Source organism: Novosphingobium sp. Chol11, from assembly GCF_900218065.1.
Taxonomy (GTDB): domain Bacteria; phylum Pseudomonadota; class Alphaproteobacteria; order Sphingomonadales; family Sphingomonadaceae; genus Sphingobium; species Sphingobium agri.
Genome location: NZ_OBMU01000001.1, coordinates 1,574,156 through 1,594,237, shown reverse-complemented (window position 1 = coordinate 1,594,237; position 20,082 = coordinate 1,574,156). Strand labels below are relative to the sequence as shown.

Annotated in this window: 23 protein-coding genes and 1 pseudogene; 13 read left to right on the top strand and 11 right to left on the bottom strand. The window is 62.9% G+C overall.

The genetic code is table 11. The features are described 5' to 3' along the window. From NCHOL11_RS18525 to NCHOL11_RS07915, 4 genes are all read left to right on the top strand, one after another. Positions 1-763 (top strand): 2-oxo acid dehydrogenase subunit E2 (locus tag NCHOL11_RS18525; RefSeq protein WP_255254744.1); only part of this gene is annotated, 763 nt, incomplete at its 5' end. Next, entirely contained in the window at positions 763-1,164 is a 402-nt protein-coding gene (locus NCHOL11_RS07925) for an acyl-CoA thioesterase (protein ID WP_097091838.1), read from the top strand. The genes NCHOL11_RS18525 and NCHOL11_RS07925, both read left to right, overlap by 1 nt. A gap of 17 nt (positions 1,165-1,181) precedes the next feature. Next, positions 1,182-2,579, top strand: a complete 1,398-nt coding sequence (lpdA, locus tag NCHOL11_RS07920) for a dihydrolipoyl dehydrogenase (protein ID WP_097091837.1) — start codon at positions 1,182-1,184, stop codon at positions 2,577-2,579. Continuing rightward, a complete protein-coding gene (locus NCHOL11_RS07915) occupies positions 2,557-3,297 on the top strand; it encodes a phosphatase PAP2 family protein (protein ID WP_097091835.1) in 741 nt (246 codons plus the stop codon). Before lpdA ends, NCHOL11_RS07915 begins: the two co-directional genes overlap by 23 nt. On the opposite strand, the gene NCHOL11_RS07910 is transcribed toward NCHOL11_RS07915, so the two are convergent. From NCHOL11_RS07910 to NCHOL11_RS07860, 11 genes are all read right to left on the bottom strand, one after another. Next, entirely contained in the window at positions 3,259-4,689 is a 1,431-nt protein-coding gene (locus NCHOL11_RS07910; protein ID WP_255254797.1) for a DUF2142 domain-containing protein, read from the bottom strand. The two genes, NCHOL11_RS07915 and NCHOL11_RS07910, sit on opposite strands and share 39 nt — an antisense overlap. Before the next feature lie 257 nt (positions 4,690-4,946). Then, positions 4,947-5,894 (bottom strand): hemolysin family protein, encoded by a 948-nt coding sequence (locus tag NCHOL11_RS07905; RefSeq protein WP_097091830.1) that lies wholly within the window; start codon positions 5,892-5,894, stop codon positions 4,947-4,949. 11 nt (positions 5,895-5,905) lie between these two features. Then, complete coding sequence (gene ybeY, locus NCHOL11_RS07900; protein WP_097091828.1) at positions 5,906-6,415, bottom strand: rRNA maturation RNase YbeY; 510 nt, start codon at positions 6,413-6,415, stop codon at positions 5,906-5,908. Positions 6,416-6,464: 49 nt separating this feature from the next. Further along, positions 6,465-7,469: a PhoH family protein gene (locus NCHOL11_RS07895; protein ID WP_097091824.1), complete on the bottom strand. Its 1,005-nt coding sequence runs from the start codon at positions 7,467-7,469 to the stop codon at positions 6,465-6,467. A gap of 122 nt (positions 7,470-7,591) precedes the next feature. Next, positions 7,592-8,941: a tRNA (N6-isopentenyl adenosine(37)-C2)-methylthiotransferase MiaB gene (gene miaB, locus NCHOL11_RS07890; RefSeq protein WP_097091822.1), complete on the bottom strand. Its 1,350-nt coding sequence runs from the start codon at positions 8,939-8,941 to the stop codon at positions 7,592-7,594. 9 nt (positions 8,942-8,950) lie between these two features. Then, on the bottom strand, positions 8,951-9,583 hold the full coding sequence (locus NCHOL11_RS07885; protein WP_441339495.1) for a lysophospholipid acyltransferase family protein: 633 nt from the start codon (positions 9,581-9,583) through the stop codon (positions 8,951-8,953). Positions 9,584-9,714: 131 nt separating this feature from the next. After that, positions 9,715-10,137 carry a Fur family transcriptional regulator gene (locus NCHOL11_RS07880; protein ID WP_097091818.1) on the bottom strand — a complete coding sequence of 141 codons (423 nt, stop codon included), beginning with the start codon at positions 10,135-10,137 and terminating at the stop codon, positions 9,715-9,717. Between the two features lie 120 nt (positions 10,138-10,257). Next, entirely contained in the window at positions 10,258-10,680 is a 423-nt protein-coding gene (locus NCHOL11_RS07875; RefSeq protein ID WP_097091816.1) for a MucR family transcriptional regulator, read from the bottom strand. Positions 10,681-10,791: 111 nt separating this feature from the next. Further along, a complete protein-coding gene (rimI, locus tag NCHOL11_RS07870) occupies positions 10,792-11,271 on the bottom strand; it encodes a ribosomal protein S18-alanine N-acetyltransferase (RefSeq protein WP_097091815.1) in 480 nt (159 codons plus the stop codon). Beyond that, on the bottom strand, positions 11,268-11,900 hold the full coding sequence (tsaB, locus tag NCHOL11_RS07865; RefSeq protein WP_097091813.1) for a tRNA (adenosine(37)-N6)-threonylcarbamoyltransferase complex dimerization subunit type 1 TsaB: 633 nt from the start codon (positions 11,898-11,900) through the stop codon (positions 11,268-11,270). Before tsaB ends, rimI begins: the two co-directional genes overlap by 4 nt. Before the next feature lie 94 nt (positions 11,901-11,994). Continuing rightward, positions 11,995-12,570 carry a NifU family protein gene (locus NCHOL11_RS07860; RefSeq protein WP_097091812.1) on the bottom strand — a complete coding sequence of 192 codons (576 nt, stop codon included), beginning with the start codon at positions 12,568-12,570 and terminating at the stop codon, positions 11,995-11,997. Positions 12,571-12,683: 113 nt separating this feature from the next. On the opposite strand from NCHOL11_RS07860, the gene NCHOL11_RS07855 reads away from it, so the two are divergent. From NCHOL11_RS07855 to NCHOL11_RS07815, 9 genes and pseudogenes are all read left to right on the top strand, one after another. Then, a complete protein-coding gene (locus NCHOL11_RS07855; RefSeq protein WP_097091810.1) occupies positions 12,684-13,154 on the top strand; it encodes a pyridoxamine 5'-phosphate oxidase family protein in 471 nt (156 codons plus the stop codon). Positions 13,155-13,436: 282 nt separating this feature from the next. Continuing rightward, complete coding sequence (locus tag NCHOL11_RS07850; protein WP_097091809.1) at positions 13,437-14,816, top strand: DEAD/DEAH box helicase; 1,380 nt, start codon at positions 13,437-13,439, stop codon at positions 14,814-14,816. A 104-nt stretch (positions 14,817-14,920) separates the two neighbouring features. Continuing rightward, positions 14,921-17,818 carry a M16 family metallopeptidase gene (locus NCHOL11_RS07845; RefSeq protein ID WP_097091808.1) on the top strand — a complete coding sequence of 966 codons (2,898 nt, stop codon included), beginning with the start codon at positions 14,921-14,923 and terminating at the stop codon, positions 17,816-17,818. A gap of 92 nt (positions 17,819-17,910) precedes the next feature. Beyond that, positions 17,911-18,387 (top strand): annotated as a pseudogene (locus tag NCHOL11_RS07840) (methylated-DNA--[protein]-cysteine S-methyltransferase); the annotation flags it as partial. 209 nt (positions 18,388-18,596) lie between these two features. Next, the gene (locus NCHOL11_RS18165; protein ID WP_176502199.1) at positions 18,597-18,761 is read left to right on the top strand and encodes a hypothetical protein; all 165 of its coding nucleotides are present in this window, start codon (positions 18,597-18,599) and stop codon (positions 18,759-18,761) included. Further along, the gene (locus NCHOL11_RS07835) at positions 18,748-19,002 is read left to right on the top strand and encodes a hypothetical protein (protein ID WP_097091806.1); all 255 of its coding nucleotides are present in this window, start codon (positions 18,748-18,750) and stop codon (positions 19,000-19,002) included. Before NCHOL11_RS18165 ends, NCHOL11_RS07835 begins: the two co-directional genes overlap by 14 nt. After that, positions 18,999-19,220: a DfrB family trimethoprim-resistant dihydrofolate reductase gene (locus tag NCHOL11_RS07830; RefSeq protein ID WP_097091804.1), complete on the top strand. Its 222-nt coding sequence runs from the start codon at positions 18,999-19,001 to the stop codon at positions 19,218-19,220. Before NCHOL11_RS07835 ends, NCHOL11_RS07830 begins: the two co-directional genes overlap by 4 nt. Before the next feature lie 175 nt (positions 19,221-19,395). Continuing rightward, on the top strand, positions 19,396-19,674 hold the full coding sequence (locus NCHOL11_RS07820; protein WP_097091801.1) for a hypothetical protein: 279 nt from the start codon (positions 19,396-19,398) through the stop codon (positions 19,672-19,674). 205 nt (positions 19,675-19,879) lie between these two features. Further along, the gene (locus NCHOL11_RS07815) at positions 19,880-20,077 is read left to right on the top strand and encodes a hypothetical protein (protein ID WP_097091799.1); all 198 of its coding nucleotides are present in this window, start codon (positions 19,880-19,882) and stop codon (positions 20,075-20,077) included. Positions 20,078-20,082: the final 5 nt, after the last annotated feature.

Genomic DNA, 20,082 nt, shown 5'->3' with positions numbered 1-20,082 from the left:
CGCCGCCCCAACGCTCGCCGCCGCCGCCCCGGCCCCCGCGCCTGCCGCGACCCATGCCGCGCAGGACTTCGGCATCCCGCACGAAGTCATCAAATTGAGCGGCATGCGCAAGACGATCGCCCGCCGCCTGACCGAGTCCAAGCAGCAGGTGCCGCACATCTATCTCACCGTCGACGTTCAGCTCGACAAGCTGTTGAAGCTGCGCGCCGAACTCAACGCCGGTCTCGCCAGCCGCAACGTCAAGCTGTCCGTCAACGACCTCCTCATAAAGGCGCTGGGCGTCGCCCTCATCCAGGTGCCCGAATGCAACGTGCAGTTCGCGGGCGACCAGATGCTGCAATTCAGCCGCGCCGACATCAGCGTGGCCGTATCCATCCCCGGCGGCCTCATCACTCCGATCGTGACCGGCGCTGACAGCAAGGGCGTCGCCGCCATTTCCACCGCCATGAAGGACCTTGCCGCCCGCGCGAAGGACGGCAAGCTCAAGCCGGAAGAATATCAGGGCGGCACCGCGTCGCTTTCCAACATGGGCATGTTCGGTATCAAGCAGTTCGAAGCCGTCATCAACCCGCCCCAGGCCATGATCATGGCGATCGGCGCGGGCGAAAAGCGGCCCTTCGTCGTCGATGACTCGCTTCAGATCGCGACCGTCATGTCCGCCACCGGCAGCTTCGATCACCGCGCCATCGACGGCGCTGACGGTGCCCGCCTGATGCAGGTCTTCCGCGAACTGGTCGAAAACCCGATCGGCATGCTCGCCTGATGCGCGCCGCCGACGAGCTGCCGCCGGAGGAAAGCCCCGCCGTCCGCGTCATCGCCATGCCCGCCGACACCAATCCCTATGGGGATATTTTCGGGGGCTGGCTGATGAGTCTGATGGACTCGGCGGCGGGCTCCGTCGCCGCGCGCCACAGCAAGGGCCGCGCCGTGACCATCGCCGTCGAAGGCATGACCTTCCTCCGCCCGGTCGTCGTTGGCGACGAAGTGTCGGTCTTCGCAAAGCTCGTCTCGGTCGGCCGCACATCGATGAAGATCGACGTTGAGGCCTGGCGGCGCACTCGTCATGACGACCGATCCTATCGCGTGACCCGCGCCACCTTCACCTTCGTGGCGATCGGTGAGGATCGCCAGCCCCGCACCGTGCCGCCCATGACCGCGGCATAAGAAGAGAGACCAGGATAATGGCTGAGAATTACGATCTGATCGTTCTGGGCTCCGGCCCCGGCGGCTATGTGGCCGCGATCCGCGCGGCCCAACTGGGCCTCAAGACCGCCATTGTCGAGCGTGAAAATCTCGGCGGCATCTGCCTCAACTGGGGCTGTATCCCGACCAAGGCGCTGCTGCGCTCGGCGGAAATCTTCCACTATATGCAGCATGCCGGGGACTATGGCCTCGCCGCCGAAAAGATCAGCGCGGACATCGCCGCCGTTGTCAAACGCTCGCGCGGCGTCGCCAAGCAACTCAATCAGGGTGTCACGCACCTGATGAAGAAGAACAAGATCGCCGTCCACATGGGCGACGGCAAGCTGACCGGCAAAGGCAAGCTCTCCGTCACCAAGGACGGCAAGACCGAAGAATTGACCGCGAAGAACATCATCCTGGCCACCGGCGCCCGCGCCCGCGACCTGCCGGGCGCTGCCGCCGACGGCAAGCGCGTCTGGACCTACCGCCACGCCATGACCCCGCCGGAAATGCCGACAAAGCTGCTCGTCATCGGCTCCGGCGCGATCGGCATCGAATTTGCGAGCTTCTACAACGACATGGGCGCTGACGTCACCGTCGTCGAAATGATGGATCGCGTCGTGCCGGTAGAGGATGCGGACGTCTCCGCCTTCCTCGAAAAGGCGCTGAAGAAGCAGGGCATGACCATCCTGACCGGCGCTGGCGTCAGCGATATTCAGGTCGGCGCCAACGGCATCAAGGCGAAGCTGAAGGACAAGGCGGGCAAGGAAAGCGCCGCCGAGTTCAGCCACATGATCGTCGCCATCGGCATCGTCCCCAACACCGAAAATATCGGCCTGAAGGAACTGGGCGTCGCGATGGACGATCGCGGTTTCCTGAAGACCGACGAGATGTGCCGCACCAATATCGACGGCCTCTGGGCGATCGGCGACATCACCGCCCCGCCATGGCTCGCGCACAAGGCCAGCCACGAAGGCGTCATCGCGGCCGAAGCGATCGCGGGCAAGCATCCCCACGCCATGGACCCGCGCAACATTCCGGGCTGCACCTATTGCCACCCGCAGATCGCCTCAGTCGGCCTCACCGAAGCCAAGGCCAAGGAAGCAGGCTATGAGGTGAAGGTCGGCATGTTCCCCTTCATCGGCAATGGCAAGGCGATCGCGCTCGGCGAAGCGGAAGGCTTCACCAAGACCGTGTTCGACGCAAAGACCGGCGAACTTCTGGGCGCGCACATGGTCGGCGCTGAAGTCACGGAGATGATCCAGGGCTTCACCATCGGCAAGACTATGGAAACGACCGAAGCGGAACTGATGCACACCGTCTTCCCGCATCCGACCATCTCGGAATCGATGCACGAAAGCGTGCTCGCCGCTTATGGGCGCGCGCTCCATATCTGATCGCCGCTCATGGCGAAGAGGCGCGGGGATATTCGTCCTCGCGCTTCTCGGCGTGCTGGCCATCGCGCTGCTTCAGCGGTCCGGCTGGTTCGATCCGCTCAACATCGCTGCGATGAAGGCGGCGGGAGCGGGCAGGGCCGCTGCCCCATGGATCACCACGGTCATGGTCGCAGCGTCCGCTGTCGGCGATACGATAGGACGCCTTTTCATCATGGCGGCGGTGGCTTCAGGCTTGCTCTACCGGCGGCAGCGCCACGCCGCCCAATGGCTCGCGCTGGTCGTAGTCGGTGGCACCTTGCTCAACACCGGCCTCAAGCAGATTTTCGCCGCGCCGCGCCCCGATCTGCTGCCGCACATCGACATCGTGCACAGCTACAGTTTTCCCAGCGGCCATTCCGCCGGCACCATGATCCTGTTCGGCGCGCTTGCCATGCTGATGCATCATGCGCTCACCCGTCATAGCCACCCAACCCCGCTCGCCCTGAGCTTGTCGAAGGACTCAGCCCGAACGGAACCCAAGGGTCGGGGTAAGGGGCTTTACGCCTTACCCTATCTCGCCGCCGCGCTCATCATCGCCCTCATCGGCACCAGCCGCGTCTGGCTCGGCGTACACTGGCCGAGCGATGTCCTTGCCGGTTGGGTAGAAGGCCTGGGCTGGCTATGCCTCTGGCGCCACTGGCTACCAGCGGGGCGAGGGCAGGAGCAGCGCGTCGCTTAGCCGTTCATGCGGCGGCATCCCGTCCGCCGTAACGAAGCCGTGCACCCAGAAGCTGTCATAAGCGCTGGCGAGCGCGATCATCAGCAACAGCAGCGCCGATCCGGCAAAAACGCCGCGAGCCCCGCGTAACCCCGTTTCCGGCATCAGGGCCAACAATGCCAAGGGCAGCAACGGCAGGAAATAGCGGCCCTGCGTCCCTTGCACATAATCCGCCCCCAGCGGCGTTCCCGTCAGATACATGGCCGTTTCGATCAGCAGGCCGGTGCCGGCTACCACGGCGAGCCACCACAGCCTTTGACCAAAGCTGACCCGCACGCCTGATCCGCTCGCCACCGCCGCCGCCAACATGACAGCCGCCACCGGGTAAGCGAGCAGCGGCAGCAGAATCGCGTTCCACCCGAACCGCCCTGCGATCTGCAACGCATATACCGGCGACCGTTCAACGATGCTGGACCCTAGCGCACGAACATAGGCGGCCGGGTCGGCCAGGATGACGCCAAGCTGCGCGGCAAGCGGCGCGGTCATGACATCCTCACCGGTCTTGCGCGACACGATATGATAGAGCGCCTGGCTGCCGCCCGACATCTTCATCCACAGGATGAACGCCGCCGCTCCAACGGCCATCGCGCCGATCAGCAGCCATGGCCGCATGTCCCGCCGATGCTGCGGCCATTGCAGCCCCGCTGCCATCAGCGGCAGATAAACACCCTTCGCCAGTGCAAGCAGCGGCGCGGCGAGCATCAGCCCCGCGTTTCGGGCCGGACTGCTTCCCATCGCGGCAAGCCGCAGCGACAGCGCAAGACCGGCAAAACCCATGCCGTTGATGACCGCGTCAGGCGAAAGCGAACCCGTTTGATAGCAGAATGTCGGCAGCAATGCGGTCGCCAGCAGGGCCGCGCGCCCAAAAGGCATCAGGCCAAACGCCACGGTCAGCAAGATCAGCCCGCCCGCAGCATTGACCAACCGCCCCACATAGAAGCTCCCGATACGGGGCAACCCCACGGCATCACCGATCATCAATCCAGCGGCAGAAGGCGCATAGAGCGTAGGCGCATAGTTGGCGACATTGGGAAAGTCAGCAAAGGCAGTGCCGGGCCGCCCCGCGTCCGCGCTCCAGGCGCGCTCCACCATCGTCGGATCAAAGCGCCGCGCCTTGCCGGTGACCTCGGTTGGAAAATCCACCCCATGCAATTCCAGCGCGGATCGCGGCAACTCGGCCCCGATTTCCGGCCCCCGCTGCTCCGTCATGACCCGGCCGTCCGCCAGCAGCAGCGCCTTCATATAATGCTGATTTTCGTCGGGCGCCTGAAAGGGCGGCGTGATGATCGCGAACGCCAATGTGACGGCGCACACCAGCGCCAGCAGCCAGCGCTCCAATCCCGTCACCGGCACCGCAATGGGCGACAGAACCGCTCGCCCCGTAGAAATCGATAATCGCTCGTGCCGCAAAACGCTGCTCCACCCCCAGAAAACCCTCTCCCCTCCGGGGAGAGGGCAGGTTGAGGGGGCAGCGCAACACTCGTCGGACCCGCACCCTCACCAAATTGCTCCCAACCGAAAGCATTGAGGCAGCAGAAGCCTAACGATCAGCTCTTAACATTTCCCCAGCATTGCCCGCGCGTCCCGATCATTGCGGCGGGCGTCTGCTTTCATTCGACTTCCTGTTCTTCTTTTTCGACAGGCGGATGCAGACGCAACCGCGTCACCCGCCGCCCGTCGCTGCCGATAATCTCCAGCTTCCAGCCGCTTTCCTCATGGTCGAGTATCTCGCCCGCATCCGGCACCCGGCCTGCAATGACGAAGGCAAGGCCGCCCAGCGTGTCGACATCTTCCTCCACATCGGCAAGGCGCGGATCGATTTCTTTCGCGACGTCTTCCAACTCGGCGCGCGCATCGGCCTCCCACAGCCCGCCTTCCAGCGGCACCATCAGCGCTTCGGGCGCGTCGTCATGCTCATCCTCGACTTCGCCGACGATTTCCTCGACCAGATCCTCGAATGTCAGCAGCCCTTCGGTGCCCGAATATTCGTCCAGCACGATCGCCAGATGGGTCCGCTTGGCCCGCATTTCGGCCAGCAGGTCCAGCGCGCCCATGCTTTCGGGCACATAGAGCGGCTGGCGGATCAGCGGCTCCAGGCTGTCCGGCACGGGCGATTTGCCCGCAAGGATGGCGAAGGCGTCGCGGATGTGGACCATGCCCACGATGGTATCCAGCGTCTCGCGATAGACCGGGATGCGGCTATGCCCGGCTTCGGCGAACAATGCCGCCAGTTCGGTAAAGCTCGCCCGTTCCTCGATCGCGATGATGTCGGCGCGCGGCACCGCCACGTCATCGACCGTATGCTCGGAAAAATGCAGGAGATTGCGGACCATCTGCCGCTCGATCGCGGACAGGTCCCCCTTGGCGGGAGCAGGAGCGCCGTCCTCCTGCTCATCCTCATCATATTCGTCGAGCGCCTCTTCCAGCTCGCGCCGCAGGCTGGGGCTCTCTTCCTCGCCGAACAGCAGCGACTTCAGGCCGCTCCATAAACCGCCTTCTTGACTACTACTGTCCGGTTCCTTTGAACCGTTGCCGTCCTTCGGACTGCCTTCAGCCATCGTTCTTCCTATTATCCTGTCAGGCGATCCCCATAGGGATCGGAAATGCCAAGGCTCAGCAGCGACTGCGTCTCCAACGCTTCCATCGCTTCCGCCTCGGCGTCCTCCATATGATCATATCCCAGCAAATGGAAAGTGCCATGAATGATGAGGTGCGTGGCGTGGTCGGCGACGGAGATGCCTTTTTCCGCCGCTTCCTGCGCGCAAACCCCCTCGGCCAGCACAATATCACCCAGCAGCACCTCGCCATCGTCGGTGTTGCCGGTCGCCTCCAGCAGGTCATGCTGCACCATCGGGAATGACAGGACGTTCGTCGGCTTGTCCTTGTCGCGATAGGCACGGTTGAGGCCGTGCACTTCCTCGTCGCTGGTCAGCTTGACCGCGACCTCATACAGCGCCTCGTCCGTGGCAAAGGCGGCATAGGGGCTATGGGTGATAGCCGCCACGACCGCTCGCTGCGCTAGCAGTTCCCAATCTTCCTTCGGCCAGCCTTCTTCCTGAAGGACCGCAACTTCAATCATCGTTCAATCATCCGTTCGTTTCGGGCGAAGTCGAGAAACAGCGTCCCGCTCAAGCATCCGGCCCCTCATAGGCCTGCACGATCCGCCCGACGACCGGGTGGCGCACGACGTCGCCGATCCCGAACGGCACCACCGATATGCCTTCGACGCCCTCCAGCCGCGCCACCGCATCGGCAAGGCCGGATATGCCCGGCTGTGGCAAGTCCACCTGCCTCGGGTCGCCGCAGATCACCATCCGGCTCCCCTCGCCGAAGCGGGTCAGGAACATCTTCATCTGCGCGATCGTCGTATTCTGCGCCTCGTCCAGCACGATGAAGGCGTTGGACAGCGTCCGCCCGCGCATGAAGGCGATCGGCGCGATCTCGATCTCCCCGCTCGCGATCCGCCGCTCCACCTGCTCGGCGGGCAGCGTGTCGTACAGCGCGTCATAGATCGGCCGCAGATAGGGATCGACCTTCTCCTTCATGTCGCCGGGCAGGAAGCCCAGCCGCTCGCCCGCCTCGACCGCCGGGCGTGAGAGGATCAGCCGGTCGACGCTGCCCGTGATCAGCTGGCTCACCGCCTGCGCGACGGCCAGGTAGGTCTTGCCCGTACCCGCCGGCCCCAGCGCGAAGATGATGTCGTTGCGGGTCAGCGCCTCCATATAGGTGACCTGCGTCGCGGATCGCGGCACGATCGTCTTCTTGCGCGTGCGGATCATCACCTTGGGCGGCTCGGCGACGTCGTGGCGGATGATGCCGTCCAGCGTCGGTTCGGCGGACATGGCGATCACCGCCTCCACCGCGCCGCTGTCGATTTCCTGCCCCGCCGCGATCCGGTTGTAGAGGCCCGTCATCACGTCCCGCGCCCGCGCAGCTGCTTCCGCCTCGCCCTCGATCTGCAGCTTGTTGCCCCGCGCCGCGATATAGACGCCCAGCCGGTTCTCTATCGCCACCAGATTCTGGTCATATTGCCCGAACAGCGCACCCAGCAGGTGCGGCTTTTCGAAAGTCACTTCCAGCCGGGCGCGTTCCGCGGTGTCGCTGCGCTGGTTCTGGTTCGGTTTCTTCGACATTCAGCAGCCTCCCTTTCCACAAGTCCTATCCGCAAGGGCGGATATCCATCTCTCGGGCCTTGATCCTGCCAGCCAGGTCCGGAGATGAGCTCCCGTTGCGCCGGGAACGACTTGTAATGGGTTCAAGCGGCTTTCCTCCTGCTGAGTTCGCCGGCCAGACTGTTCGGACCGGCACTGATGATATCCACTTCGACCATGTCGCCGATGAAAAGTTCCGGCGCCATGACATGGACAGATTGCAGCCATGGCGTTTTTCCGATGAGCTGGCCGGGATGACGCCCCTTGCGCTCCAGCAGGATCTGCGTCTGCCGACCGACGGTCGCTGCGTTGAACTCGACCTGATGCCGGTTGATCAGCGCCTGTAGCCTCGCCAGCCGTTCATCCATAACCGCCGCCGGGATCTGCCCGTCCATGTCCGCCGCGGGCGTGCCGGGGCGGGGGCTGTATTTGAAAGAATAGCATTGCGCATAGCGCACCTGCTCGACGATCTTCAGCGTATCCTCGAACTCCGCATCCGTCTCGCCGGGGAAGCCGACGATGAAGTCGCCCGACAGTGCGATGTCCGGCCGCGCCTCCCGCACCCGCTCGATGATCCGCAAATAGCTTTCCGCATCATGACTGCGGTTCATCGCCTTCAAGATGCGGTTGTTCCCCGACTGCACCGGCAGATGCAGGAAAGGCATCAGCTTGGGCTCGTCGCCATGCGCCGCGATCAGCCCGTCGCTCATGTCGTTGGGATGGCTGGTCGTGTAACGGATGCGCTCCAGCCCGCCGATCTTCGCCAGTTCACGCACCAGGCCGTCCATGCCCTGCATGCGCCCCTTATCGTCCTCGCCCGCCCAGGCATTCACATTCTGCCCAAGCAGCGTGATCTCGCGCACGCCGCCATCAACCAGCGCCTTTGCCTCGTCCAGTATCGCGCCCCAAGTCCGGCTGATCTCCGCCCCGCGCGTGTAAGGCACCACGCAATAGGTGCAGAATTTGTCGCACCCTTCCATGATGGTGAGGAAAGCCGTGGGCCGCGCCTGCTTGGTCCGCGCGGGCAGCGCGCCAAACTTCGACGCCAGCGGCATGTCGGTATCCACCGCTTCCTCGCCGCGCCCGGCTTTTTCGATCAGGTCGGGCAGCCGGTGATAAGCCTGCGGCCCCACCACGATATCGACGCTTTTCGCGCGGCGGCTGATCTCGCTTCCTTCCGCCTGAGCCACGCAACCAGCGACCGCGATCATAGGCCGCGTCCCGTCTTCACGGTTCAGCCGTCCGATGTCGGAATAGACCTTGTCCACCGCCTTTTCTCGGATGTGGCAGGTGTTGAGGATGACCAGATCAGCCTCCGCCCCGTCGGCCGCAGCGGTCATGCCCCGCTCGCCCAGCATCTCGGCCATGCGCTCGCCATCATAGACGTTCATCTGGCAGCCGAAGGATTTGACGTGGAATGTCGCTGGAGTCTTGGGGGCGTCGTTACGATTCATGTGGTCCAGCTATACAGGCGGCGACAGCGGAGCGAAAGGCGGCAGGTGCATGGCCATGCTCGTGGCGATCCGCTCCCGCGCCACCGCCGCCAATTGCTTGCGATCCGGGTAGAGCGCCGGATCGAACGGCTCCAAAAAACGCAGCGTCACCTCGATCCGGCCGGGCCGCTCCAGCAGCCGCTTGGCATTGCTGCCCGCCGGTTCATCGCTATGCCAGGCGATCTCGTCCGTCGCTGCCCCATAGTCGATATGTGCCGGCTGGATCATCACCGCGCGCGGCGGGGGCAGCAGCACCGCCAGCAAAGACGGCTTGAACGGGAGCAAAGCCTGCCCATCGCTCGTCGTACCCTCCGGAAAAAGGGCGACCGGCTGATGCCCCGCCAGCGCGGCGCGCAACGCCTCGATCTGCCCGCCCAGCGCACCGCGCCGGTTCCGCGCCACGAACAGCGTATTATTCTGCGCCGCCAGCCAGCCGATCACCGGCCACCCGGCAATCCCGTCATGCGCGACGAAGGCAGCGCCGGTCGCGCCACCCAGCGCCAATATATCGACCCAGCTGACATGATTGGCGATGACGAAGCTGTCGCCGTGAAAGGGATGCCCGTCCACCCGCACCCGCGCACCCACCGCGCGCGCCGCCATTCCCAGGAAGCGGCGGGGCCAGGGTGACCGGGCGCCCACGGCCCGCCACAGCAGATGCGGGATGAGGCAAAGCAGCAGCGACGCCGCCAGCGCGCTCAGCCGGTAGAAATAGCGCAGCCGCCGCAAGGCTGTCAGTTCTTGCGTTCCAGTGACACGCCGTACAATTCCATGCGGTGATCGACCAGGCGGAAACCCAGCTTCTCGGCGATCTGCTTCTGCAACTGTTCCAGTTCCGGATCGACGAACTCGATCACGTTCCCGGTTTCGACATCGATCAGATGGTCGTGATGCGCTTCGGGTGCGGCCTCATAACGGGCACGGCCATCGCCGAAATCATGCCGGTCCAATATGCCTGCTTCCTCGAACAGGCGGACGGTGCGGTAAACGGTCGCGATCGAAATGCCAGGGTCGATGGCGGACGACCGCTTGTGCAGTTCCTCAACGTCCGGATGGTCGGACGCATCGCTCAGCACTTGAGCGATCACGCGGCGCTGTTCGGTGATGCGCAGGCCCTTCTCATGGCAAAGGGCTTCTACATCGATCTTGCGGTTCATGCGGGCTCGCTCATTGGGGTGTGTCAAATAATCAGCCGGAATCTAGCGGCATCGACGCCATTATAAAAGGGGCGCACGGCAAATGCGCCCCTTCTCATGACGGATCGTCCGTGCCGCTGTTTATTTCGCGCGCGTGCGGCGGCGCTTCGTGCCAAGGCCAATCTTCTTCGCCAGCGACCGGCGCTGTTCGGCATAGTTGGGCGCGACCATCGGATAGTCGGCGGGCAGGCCCCACTTGGCGCGATAATCTTCCGGCGTCATCTGATAATGAGTCATCAGGTGCCGCTTCAGCATCTTCAGCTTCTTGCCGTCTTCCAGGCATATAATATAGTCGGGCTTGATCGAAGAACGCACCGACACGGCGGGTTCCGGCTTCACTTCCGGCGCAGCGGCAGGCTTCGCCAGCCCGGAAAGGGCGGCGTGGACGTTCTGGATAAGCGTCGAAACGTCAGATACGGCGACACTGTTGTTGGAAACATGTGCTGCAACAATATCCGAAGTCAAAGTAATGAGCAGCTCGCTCTGGGCTGATTCGATTTCCATTTCTTTTATCCCGCGAATGCTGAATGTAATGCGACCCGCCCAAGTAAATTCGTTTCAGGAGCGGTATGTCTGCGTTATACCCTGATCTTCCCTTTAGCAAGGGTGATCAGTCTATCCCAGCATTTCTATACGAAAGCTGAGGGCGTCATGAAGTTGACCGTCCGCTCCCCGGTAATAACCAGGGCGCCTATGCACATATTCAAATCCCGTTTTTTCGTACAGCTTGACGGCTGTATTTGACGAACGGACTTCAAGGTTCATGGATTTTATACCACGGCGTCGCGCGGTCTTCAGGCTGTCGATCAACAGTTCGCGGCCAATGCCTTTGCCGCGCCATGCTGGATGGACAGCCAGCAGCAGCAATTCACATTCGTCGAGCACCGACCGGACGAGGGCGAAGCCCAGCGCCGCCGCATCGACCCGGGCGATGGTGAGCCAGGTGCCCGGCATCATCATGACGCCCGACAGTTGCGGCAATGTCCACGCCTCTCCATAGGCAGGGTCGAACGCATGCGCCATGACGTCCATCGCGTCGGCCAGCGCATTGCGCTCGCCATCCTCATACATGTCCAGAACCAGTTCGGGGATCATGGACGGGCCTGCTGCGGCATGGGCTGCGCGTCCGCTTCCCGGCAATAGATGGGGGAGGGCGGCAGCGGCGCGAGACCTGCGATGAGCGGGAAGTCGGCGGAGTTGGGATAAAGGCTGACGGCGGTGCCATGGCCACGCGCCGTCACCAAAGCTTCGGCGCCGGTGCCGTAAATCACCGGCTGATCCAGCATCGTGGCGAGCGTCGCGATCGGTGTCGACGCTGGCTGGGTGACGGCGGTCAGGCCATCGGCGTCGAAACATTGCCAGAACAGTTCGCCATGCCCTCCGGTGATGGTGACCGCGATCTGCCCTCCATCCTGATCCTGACTTTGCGCCGCCTTGGCCGCAATCAGCGACAGTGCGCAATATCCATGGAGCGGCAGGGACCAGGCCAGGGCAAGCGCTCGGGCAGCCGCGATGCCGATGCGAACCCCCGTGAAGCTTCCGGGGCCAAGGTCCACGGCGATCCCCTCGGCCCGGCCGCCATCGGGCAGGGCGGCGATGGCTGGCACCAGCGCTTCGGCGTGGCCTCGGCCAACGACCTCGTGGAAATGACCGATCGTCTTGCCGTCATCGAGCAGCGCCACGGACAGCGCCTGCGTAGCGGTGTCGATGACGAGAGTGCGCAAGAAAATCCCCTATGAGAAAAGCGGACGGGCGTGATTGGCTATGCGAAGCGGTTAGTCGATCCGGATCGATTTGCCAAACGCCGCCGCTCCTGTTTCAGACGGCGCGTACTTCCGTCACCTCGGGAACATAATGTTTAAGCAGTTGCTCGATGCCGTTCTTCAACGTGGCACTCGATGACGGGCAGCCGGAACAGGCGCCCTGCATCCGCAGATAGACCGTCCCGCGATCGAAGCCACGATAGACGATGTCACCGCCGTCATTGGCGACGGCGGGCCGCACGCGCGTGTCGATCAGGTCGCGGATCTGCGCGACGATCTCCGCATCGGCCGGGTCGTCGGCAAATTGCTCTTCTTCCTCGGGGATGAAGATTTCGCCCGCCGATCCGGGCGTGAACAGCGGCATGTTCGCCGAAAAATGCTCCAGCAGGATCGACAGGATATCCGGTTTCACGTCGCTCCACTGCGCGCCGGGCGCGATCGTGACAGAAATGAAGTCGCCGCCGAAAAAGACTCCCGTTACGTCGCCCAAGCCGAACAGCGCAGAGGCGAGGGGGGAAGCTTCGGCTTCCTCGGGCGTCGCGAAATCGCGCGTGCCCATGCCCATGACCACCCGGCCGGGGATGAACTTGACGGTCGCCGGATTGGGCGTTGGTTCGGTCTCGATCAGCATGGCCGCTATGTGGAGAGAAGGGGGCGCAAGATCAAGCGTCCAGACGGGCTTTTGGGGGAACTTCGCCAGTTGCTGTCGATTAAACCCATGTTTGGATGAACAGGAGAATGAGGATGAGCAACGAGTCCGATATCCGCCATCGTTTTTGGACCGAATTGTCGGAAAGCCCCTTTCTGATGATTGGCTTGCAGGGATCGCATGAACATAGTCTGCCGATGACCGCGCAGCTTGATCCTGGCGCGAACCACTGCTTCTGGTTCTACACGACGAAGGAAAACCGTCTCGCTGCCGGTGGTCCCGCGATGGCGCAGTTTTCGGGTAAGGGTCACTATCTCTTCGCCTGTATCGACGGCACTCTGACGGAAGAGACTGACCCTGCGGTAATCGACCGCTACTGGACGCACGAAGTCGCGGCCTGGTATCCGGGCGGGCGGCAGGACCCCAATCTGCTCATGCTCCGCTTCGACCTTGGCCATGCGGAAATCTGGCGCGCCGACATGTCGCTCGGCGGCGTCTTCAAACAGCTGTTCGGCGGCGATGTGCGTGACGAAATGCGCGGCAAGCATGTGGAAGTGTCGCTCTGAATCGTCTCCTAAGGGCTCCGTTCGCGCGGGGCCCTTGCTTTTTTGCATGAATGAATGCATATGCGGCGCAGCGCAGCGGGCGGCCTTCATGGCCCATCAGCGATTGGCAGCGTGATCGTTCCGGCCCTTTGAACATAAGGGGTTGCGGGGCCGGCCAATGAAAGTCTGCGCCAAGCTTTTGAGGCTTCCCTATTCACGCGGGTCGTTTCGCAACCCGCCTTGCGTCCAGTTGCGATATGCAACTCGTTGGCGCCTGAGCCTTTTTATTTCGAGAGTTCATTCATGCATTTCACCGACCTTGGTCTCGCCGAGCCCATCCTGAAGGCGCTCGCCGCCAAGAAATACGCCAATCCCACCCCCATCCAGACGCAGGCGATCCCCGTTCTGCTTCAGGGCAAGGACCTGTGCGGCATCGCGCAAACCGGCACCGGCAAGACCGCTGCCTTCGCGCTTCCCAGCCTCGACTATTTCGCCCGCAATCCCAAGCCGACCCCGCTTCAGGGTTGCCGGATGCTCGTCCTTTCCCCAACCCGCGAACTCGCCGCCCAAATCGCGCAGAGCTTCCGCGACTATGGCCGCTTCATGAAGCTGTCGGTCGAAGTCGTCTTTGGCGGCGTACCGATCAACAAGCAGATCCGCGCACTAGGCCGCGGCATCGACATCGTCGTCGCCACGCCCGGCCGTCTCCTCGACCTGATCGACCAGCGCGCATTCACCATCAAGGACACGGAAATCTTCGTCCTCGATGAGGCCGACCAGATGATGGACATGGGCTTCATCCATCCGCTGAAGCGTATCGCCAAGCTGCTGCCCAAGGACCGGCAGAACCTGTTCTTTTCCGCCACCATGCCTGGAGAGATCGAGGCACTTGCCGCGCAGTTCCTGCATGATCCGGTCAAGGTCAGCGTCGCTCCGCAATCCACCACGGCCGAACGTGTCCGTCAGCAGGCGACCTTCGTCAACCAGGCGGAAAAGCAGGCGTTGCTCAACCTCACCATCCGCAACGAGCCGATCGACCGTGCGCTGATCTTCACCCGGACCAAGCACGGCGCCGATCGCGTCGTCCGCTTCCTCGAAGGTGCTGGCATTCAGGCCGTGGCTATCCATGGCAACAAGAGCCAGGCGCAGCGCACCACGGCTCTCCAGGCATTCCGTCATGGTCATGTGAAGCTGCTCGTCGCCACCGACATCGCCGCGCGCGGCATCGACGTCTCAGGTGTCAGCCATGTCATCAATTTCGAGCTTCCCAATGTGCCCGAACAATATGTCCACCGCATCGGCCGTACGGCGCGGGCAGGGGCGGAAGGCGTTGCCATCAGCTTCGTGGCCGACGATGAGCGGCCCTATCTGAAAGCGATTGAGCGGACCACCAAGGTGAAGCTTGACATCGTGCCCCTGCCGGAGAACTTCGTCGAAGCTGTCCGCAACCTCCCCAAGGCTGCGCCGCAGCGCAAGGGCCGCGAGCAGACGCCGGAGCAGAAGGCGCGCCGCGCCGACGGCCAGCGCCGCTATCAGGATCAGCAGAAGCAGCAGCCGCGCGGCACCGCCGAGCGCGCCCATCGTCCCGATGGCGATGCCAAGCCCGCAAAGAAGAACTTCCGCCGCAACCGGGGCGGCGTCGGCGCGCACAAGGGTGCCGTGCAGAAAACCGGGGGCCGCTGAAGTTCGACAGGACGGCGCTGCGCGGCGCCGTCCTGAATCCTGCAGAGAGCCGGGATGCTCTTTGTCAGTAGCCATTCAGAATTTTGGCTCTAGGCTATGACGCCATGAGCTTTTCCTTCCGGCGTCCTGCCGTTTCGCTGTCCGTCATCGCACTGCTGCTGTCGGGCTCGCCTGCGTCCCTTTCGGCTCGAACTGATCCGACGATCACGAAAGCGGCCCCTGTTGCCGGTAGCGCGCAGGCGCAGGTCAGGCCATGGCTCTACGAAAATAGCGACGTGCCCATCGACCCGGCTTGGCGGTTCGGCACGTTGCCCAACGGCCTGCGCTATGCCGTCCGCCGTAACGGCGTTCCGCCCGGCCAGGTTTCGGTGCGCCTTCGCATGGACGTCGGCTCCTTGATGGAGCGGCCGGATGAGCAGGGCTACGCGCATTTCATGGAGCATCTGACCTTTCGCGGATCGCGCCACGTGCCCGACGGCGAATCCAAGCGGATATGGCAGCGGCTCGGCGTGACCTTTGGCAGCGACAGCAACGCGCAGACGACCCCCACCGGCACCACCTATGCGTTGGACCTGCCGCAAGCGACGCCGACAAGTCTTGGCGAGAGCATGAAGATCCTTGCCGGTATGATGGCCGACCCCAACATCATCGACAGCGCTGTGGCGGCGGAGCGCGCGGTCGTGCTCGCCGAACGCCGCGAAGGCGACGGGCCGCAAATGCGCATCTCCGACGCGAGCCGCCGTCATTTCTTCGCCGGTCAGCCCCTTGCCGATCGCAGCCCGATCGGAACGGTCGCAACGCTGAATGCCGCCACCGCAGCCCGGATGGAAGCTTTCCATCAGCGTTGGTATCGCCCGGAAAATGCGGTGATCTCGATCGCTGGCGATATCGATCCCGCCGTTGCGGAACAGATGATCAAGGACAATTTCGCGTCCTGGTCCGTCCCAGGGAAAGGCGCTGCGCTGCCCGAATTCGGCGAGCCGAATCCCAAGGCTCCCGCGACCAGCGTCGCCGTCGAACCCGGTGCGCCCACGGGCCTGACCATGGCGTGGCTGCGTCCGTGGAAGCCGCATGCGGACACGATCGTCTATAATCAGGACAAGCTGACAGACATGCTCGCGCTGCAGATCATCAGCCGCCGCCTTGAACAGGTTGCCCGCAGCGGGGGCAGCTTCATTCAGGCAAGCGTCGATCAGCAGGATGTCAGCCGATCGGCAGACGGCACTTTCGTGACGATCGTCCCGTCGGGCGACAATTGGGAAAAGGCGCTCGGCGACGTACGGGCCATCATCGAGGACGCAAAGGCCAGCCCGCCCAGCCAGCTCGAAATCGACCGCGAATATGCGCAGATCGACACCGCACTGGCTATCCAGGTGGAAAATGCCGATACCGAAGCTGGCGCCAAGCAGGCCAGCGATCTGGTGAGCGCCGTCGACATTCGTGAAACCACGGTCAGTCCTCAAGCCGCGCTCGACATATTCCGCTCCGGCAAACCGGCGATGACGCCCCAGAAGATCCTGGATTCGACCCGCCGCCTATTCTCGGCTGGCGTGTTCCGGGCGCTTTTGATCACAGGCAAGCTTGTACCCGGAGCCGCCGCCAAACTCGCCGCAGCCGTAGCTGCGCCCGTCAAGGCGGCCACCAACGCCCGGCTGGCGGACAAGGCAGTCACCATGGCGGATCTGCCGAAGCTCGGAGCGCCGGGGAAAGTGGTCTCCAGGACACAGGTCGGGCTCCCCGGCATGGAAAGCATCACTTTTGCCAACGGTGTGAAACTCACCCTGTTCGCCAATGATGCGGAAACGGAAAAGGTGCGGATCAATGTCCGTTTCGGGCATGGGCAGCAGGCCTTTTCCCCAACCAAGCCGGTTCCGGGTTGGGCGGCCAATTATGCCCTGGTGGCAAGCGGCATCGGCAAGCTTGGCCAGCGTGAATTGGACGACCTCACGAACGGCCGCCGCATGGGGATGGATTTCTCCATCGACGACGACGCCTTCGAAATGCAGGCCGTGACACGCCCCGCCGATTATCGGGACCAGCTACAATTGTTCGCGACCAAATTGGCCGCGCCTGGTTGGGACCCGGCGCCGATCGCGCGGGTCAAGACGGGCACCGCCGTTGCCTATGACGCCATGGGCCGCGCCCCGGATTCGGTGCTGGCGCGCGATCTCAATTGGCTGCTGCACGACAAGGATGTGCGCTTCCGCACGCCATCGCGCGAGGAAATCGACGCGCTGACCCCCCAGGCATTTCGTGCAACTTGGGAACCGCTGCTCGCGTCCGGACCGATCGAGGTGCAGATATTCGGCCAGGTGAAGCCGGATGAGGCGATACAGGCAGTGGCAGCAACTTTCGGCGCCCTGCCGGCCCGGGCGGATGTCCCTGTTCCTGCCGTGAACAAGCAGATGCGTTTCCCCGCTCCTGTCTCAAAGCCCGTGGTCCTGCGTCACAAGGGCGACAAGGAACAGGCCGCCGCCGTCATGGCGTGGCCGACGGCGGGCGGCTTCACGCTCACGAAGGAAGCGCGGCAGCTCGAAATATTAACTCAGATTTTCAACGATCGTCTGTTCGACCGGTTGAGATCGACGGAAGGTGCCGCCTACTCGCCAAGCGTGCAGAATAACTGGCCTTTCTCGTATGAAAGCGGCGGCTACATTCTGGTGACCAGTCAGGTCCGGCCCGACCGCGTCAACTATTTCTACGGCGTTGTTAAGGACACGGCGGCCGACCTCGCCAAAAATCCGGTGAGCGATGATGAATTGCAGCGTGCCGTCGCGCCGATGCGCCAGCTTTTGATGCGGGCGAGCACTGGCAACGCCTTCTGGATGAACCAGATGGAAGGCGCGACCCAGAACCCGCAATATGTCCAGGCCATGCAGACCATGGCCAAGGACATGCTGTCGGTAACGCCCGCCCAGCTGCAGGCGCTTGCTGCCAAATATCTGATCGCGGGCAAGAGCTGGTCGGCCGTCGTCCTCCCCGAGGGCGTGGAAGCGCGCTGAAGGGGCAGCTGCTTTGACGGCAAGAAGCAGGAGGCCAATGCCGGACCAAGTGGATTATGCCGCGGCCCATCCATCAGCAGAAAGGCCGCGCCATGACATCCGCCTTTGACATATTTCCGTCGCCGGTCGGCGATCTCACCATGATCGTCAGCGACACGGGCCTCGCCGCGCTTCTATGGGAAAATGATGACCCGCGCCGTGTGCGGATTGATCGCGGAGAGAGGGCGTCAGGCCATCCGCTGCTCTGCGAAACGTCCAAGCAACTGTGCGCCTATTTTTCAGGCCATCTGACCAGCTTTGATCTCCCGCTCGATTTGCAGGGCACCGCCTTTCAGAAACAGGTCTGGGCGGCTCTGCTTCGCATCCCGTTCGGAGAAGTGCGCAGTTACGGCGCGATAGCAGCGGACATCGGCCGCCCTACGGCATCGCGTGCGGTCGGGGCGGCGAACGGACGCAATCCCATCTCCATCATCGCGCCATGCCATAGGGTGATCGGATCGGCGGGAGCGCTGACCGGCTTTGCTGGTGGCTTGGAGGCCAAGCGATACCTGCTGGATCATGAGCAGGCGGTGCTTAAAAATGGAGGAAAGTGGCGCACCCAAGAGGATTCGAACCTCTGGCCTTTGCCTTCGGAGGGCCAAGGAAGGCCGGTATCATTGAACCGTTGCCGATTCGTTCACGCGAACAGTGACGGAACAAACCGCTCGTGTGCGTTTGAAGCGCACACATTACCGCACACAAGCCGCTCCCGCGCCATCGCCTCACAGGAGGGGGAGTGATGGGATGGCTGCGCGCCGGTATAGCTTACCAGCTTGTCAGGCTGGCAATGTGGCTGCATCCGCCGATCACTAGCGATCTGGTCGATATGGTCATTCACCCGCTGCTGAACGATGGTGAGCCAATGCCGATAAGCAAAAGGAACCCCGCTAATGGCAATCAGTGACGCCCTAGCCCATCTGGACGACGCGCTAGACGCCCTCACCCTGGAAGCCTATCGCGGGGCAGGCACGGACAGCATGGAGCGTGTGGCACCCATCCAAGCAACGCTGGCGATCGAATTGGAGCGGATCGACATGGCTCTAGGACCACGTGGGCAAAGCATGTTCGCTCCCATTGCTGAAGAGATCAAGCGCGCTGTCATCGCTATAGTGGCGGCGAAGGAAAGCCTGGGGGATAGAGCATGACCGACGAGACAACCCCTTGGCCCACAGACGCGCAATATGCTTTCGGCGATCTTGTCCAGAAGAAAGGCCGATCAAGCTGGCGTGGCAAGATCGTAGGCTGGTATCGCACTGACATTACCGCCCTGGGGTATGCCATAGAAAGCATATACGAGCCGGGGAGTGTTCAGATTTACCCGGAATCGGCTATCGAAGCCCTTCTATCGGAGAAGCCTGCATGACAGCATGGGACAAAATGTCAGAAGCGCAATTGAGAGCCATGGTCGAGCGATCTATCCCCGCCATGAACCAGGCTGGCAATCTCATGGGCTCTGTGCCGTCCATGGATCAGTGGGCCTTGATTGCGGACGGGAACAGGGCGCGAGAGGAATTGGCCCGGAGAAGGGAGAAGCCTGCATGATCCTCGCAATCAAGAAGCTACTCCGGCGCGATCGCCCGCAGCAGTCTGCCGAGGAAGGCCAGAAGCTGGAAACGACGCGCGAGGTGCTTGGCCTCCCTGCTGGATACCACATGGTCTTGGACTCGCTCAGAGGCGGCTATACAGAGGGCTTTGACCCGAACAAGATGTATCGCTTCCGTCGCCCCGGATGGGCTAAATCGCAGAGTTTCAGGTTGCGTGATCAGGGGCCGTATTTCAATGTTGCCGCGCTTTATTGGCGCGATCCATTCGCATAAGGGATTCCCTTTCTCTCACAGGGGAGGTAAAAGGGCGCTCTAACAATACGCGGGTCAGGCTTCATCTGATGGCCGCAGCGCCTGGTAAGCGCACTGAGTGATGGCAGCAGTATACCAGCCAGCCTAGGCCGATCCATCGCAAGGCTGACAGACGGGAAAGACCGTCACCCCTTGCCCGAATCAGAACATTCCCCGAACAAGGGGCATGAGCCAGCTAGACATCATCCAATATGGCAGAGACCCCGTCATCCGGGAATATCAAGCCTTGTTGGAGCAGATCGAGAAGGGCCAACCCATCCACCCGCAAGAGGTGCAGATGGTTATCGATGCACTGGTGGAGGAGGGCTATCACCAGCAGGCCGATCATCTGGCAGGGCTGAAGGCCAATTGGGATCTAGGCTAAGAGCC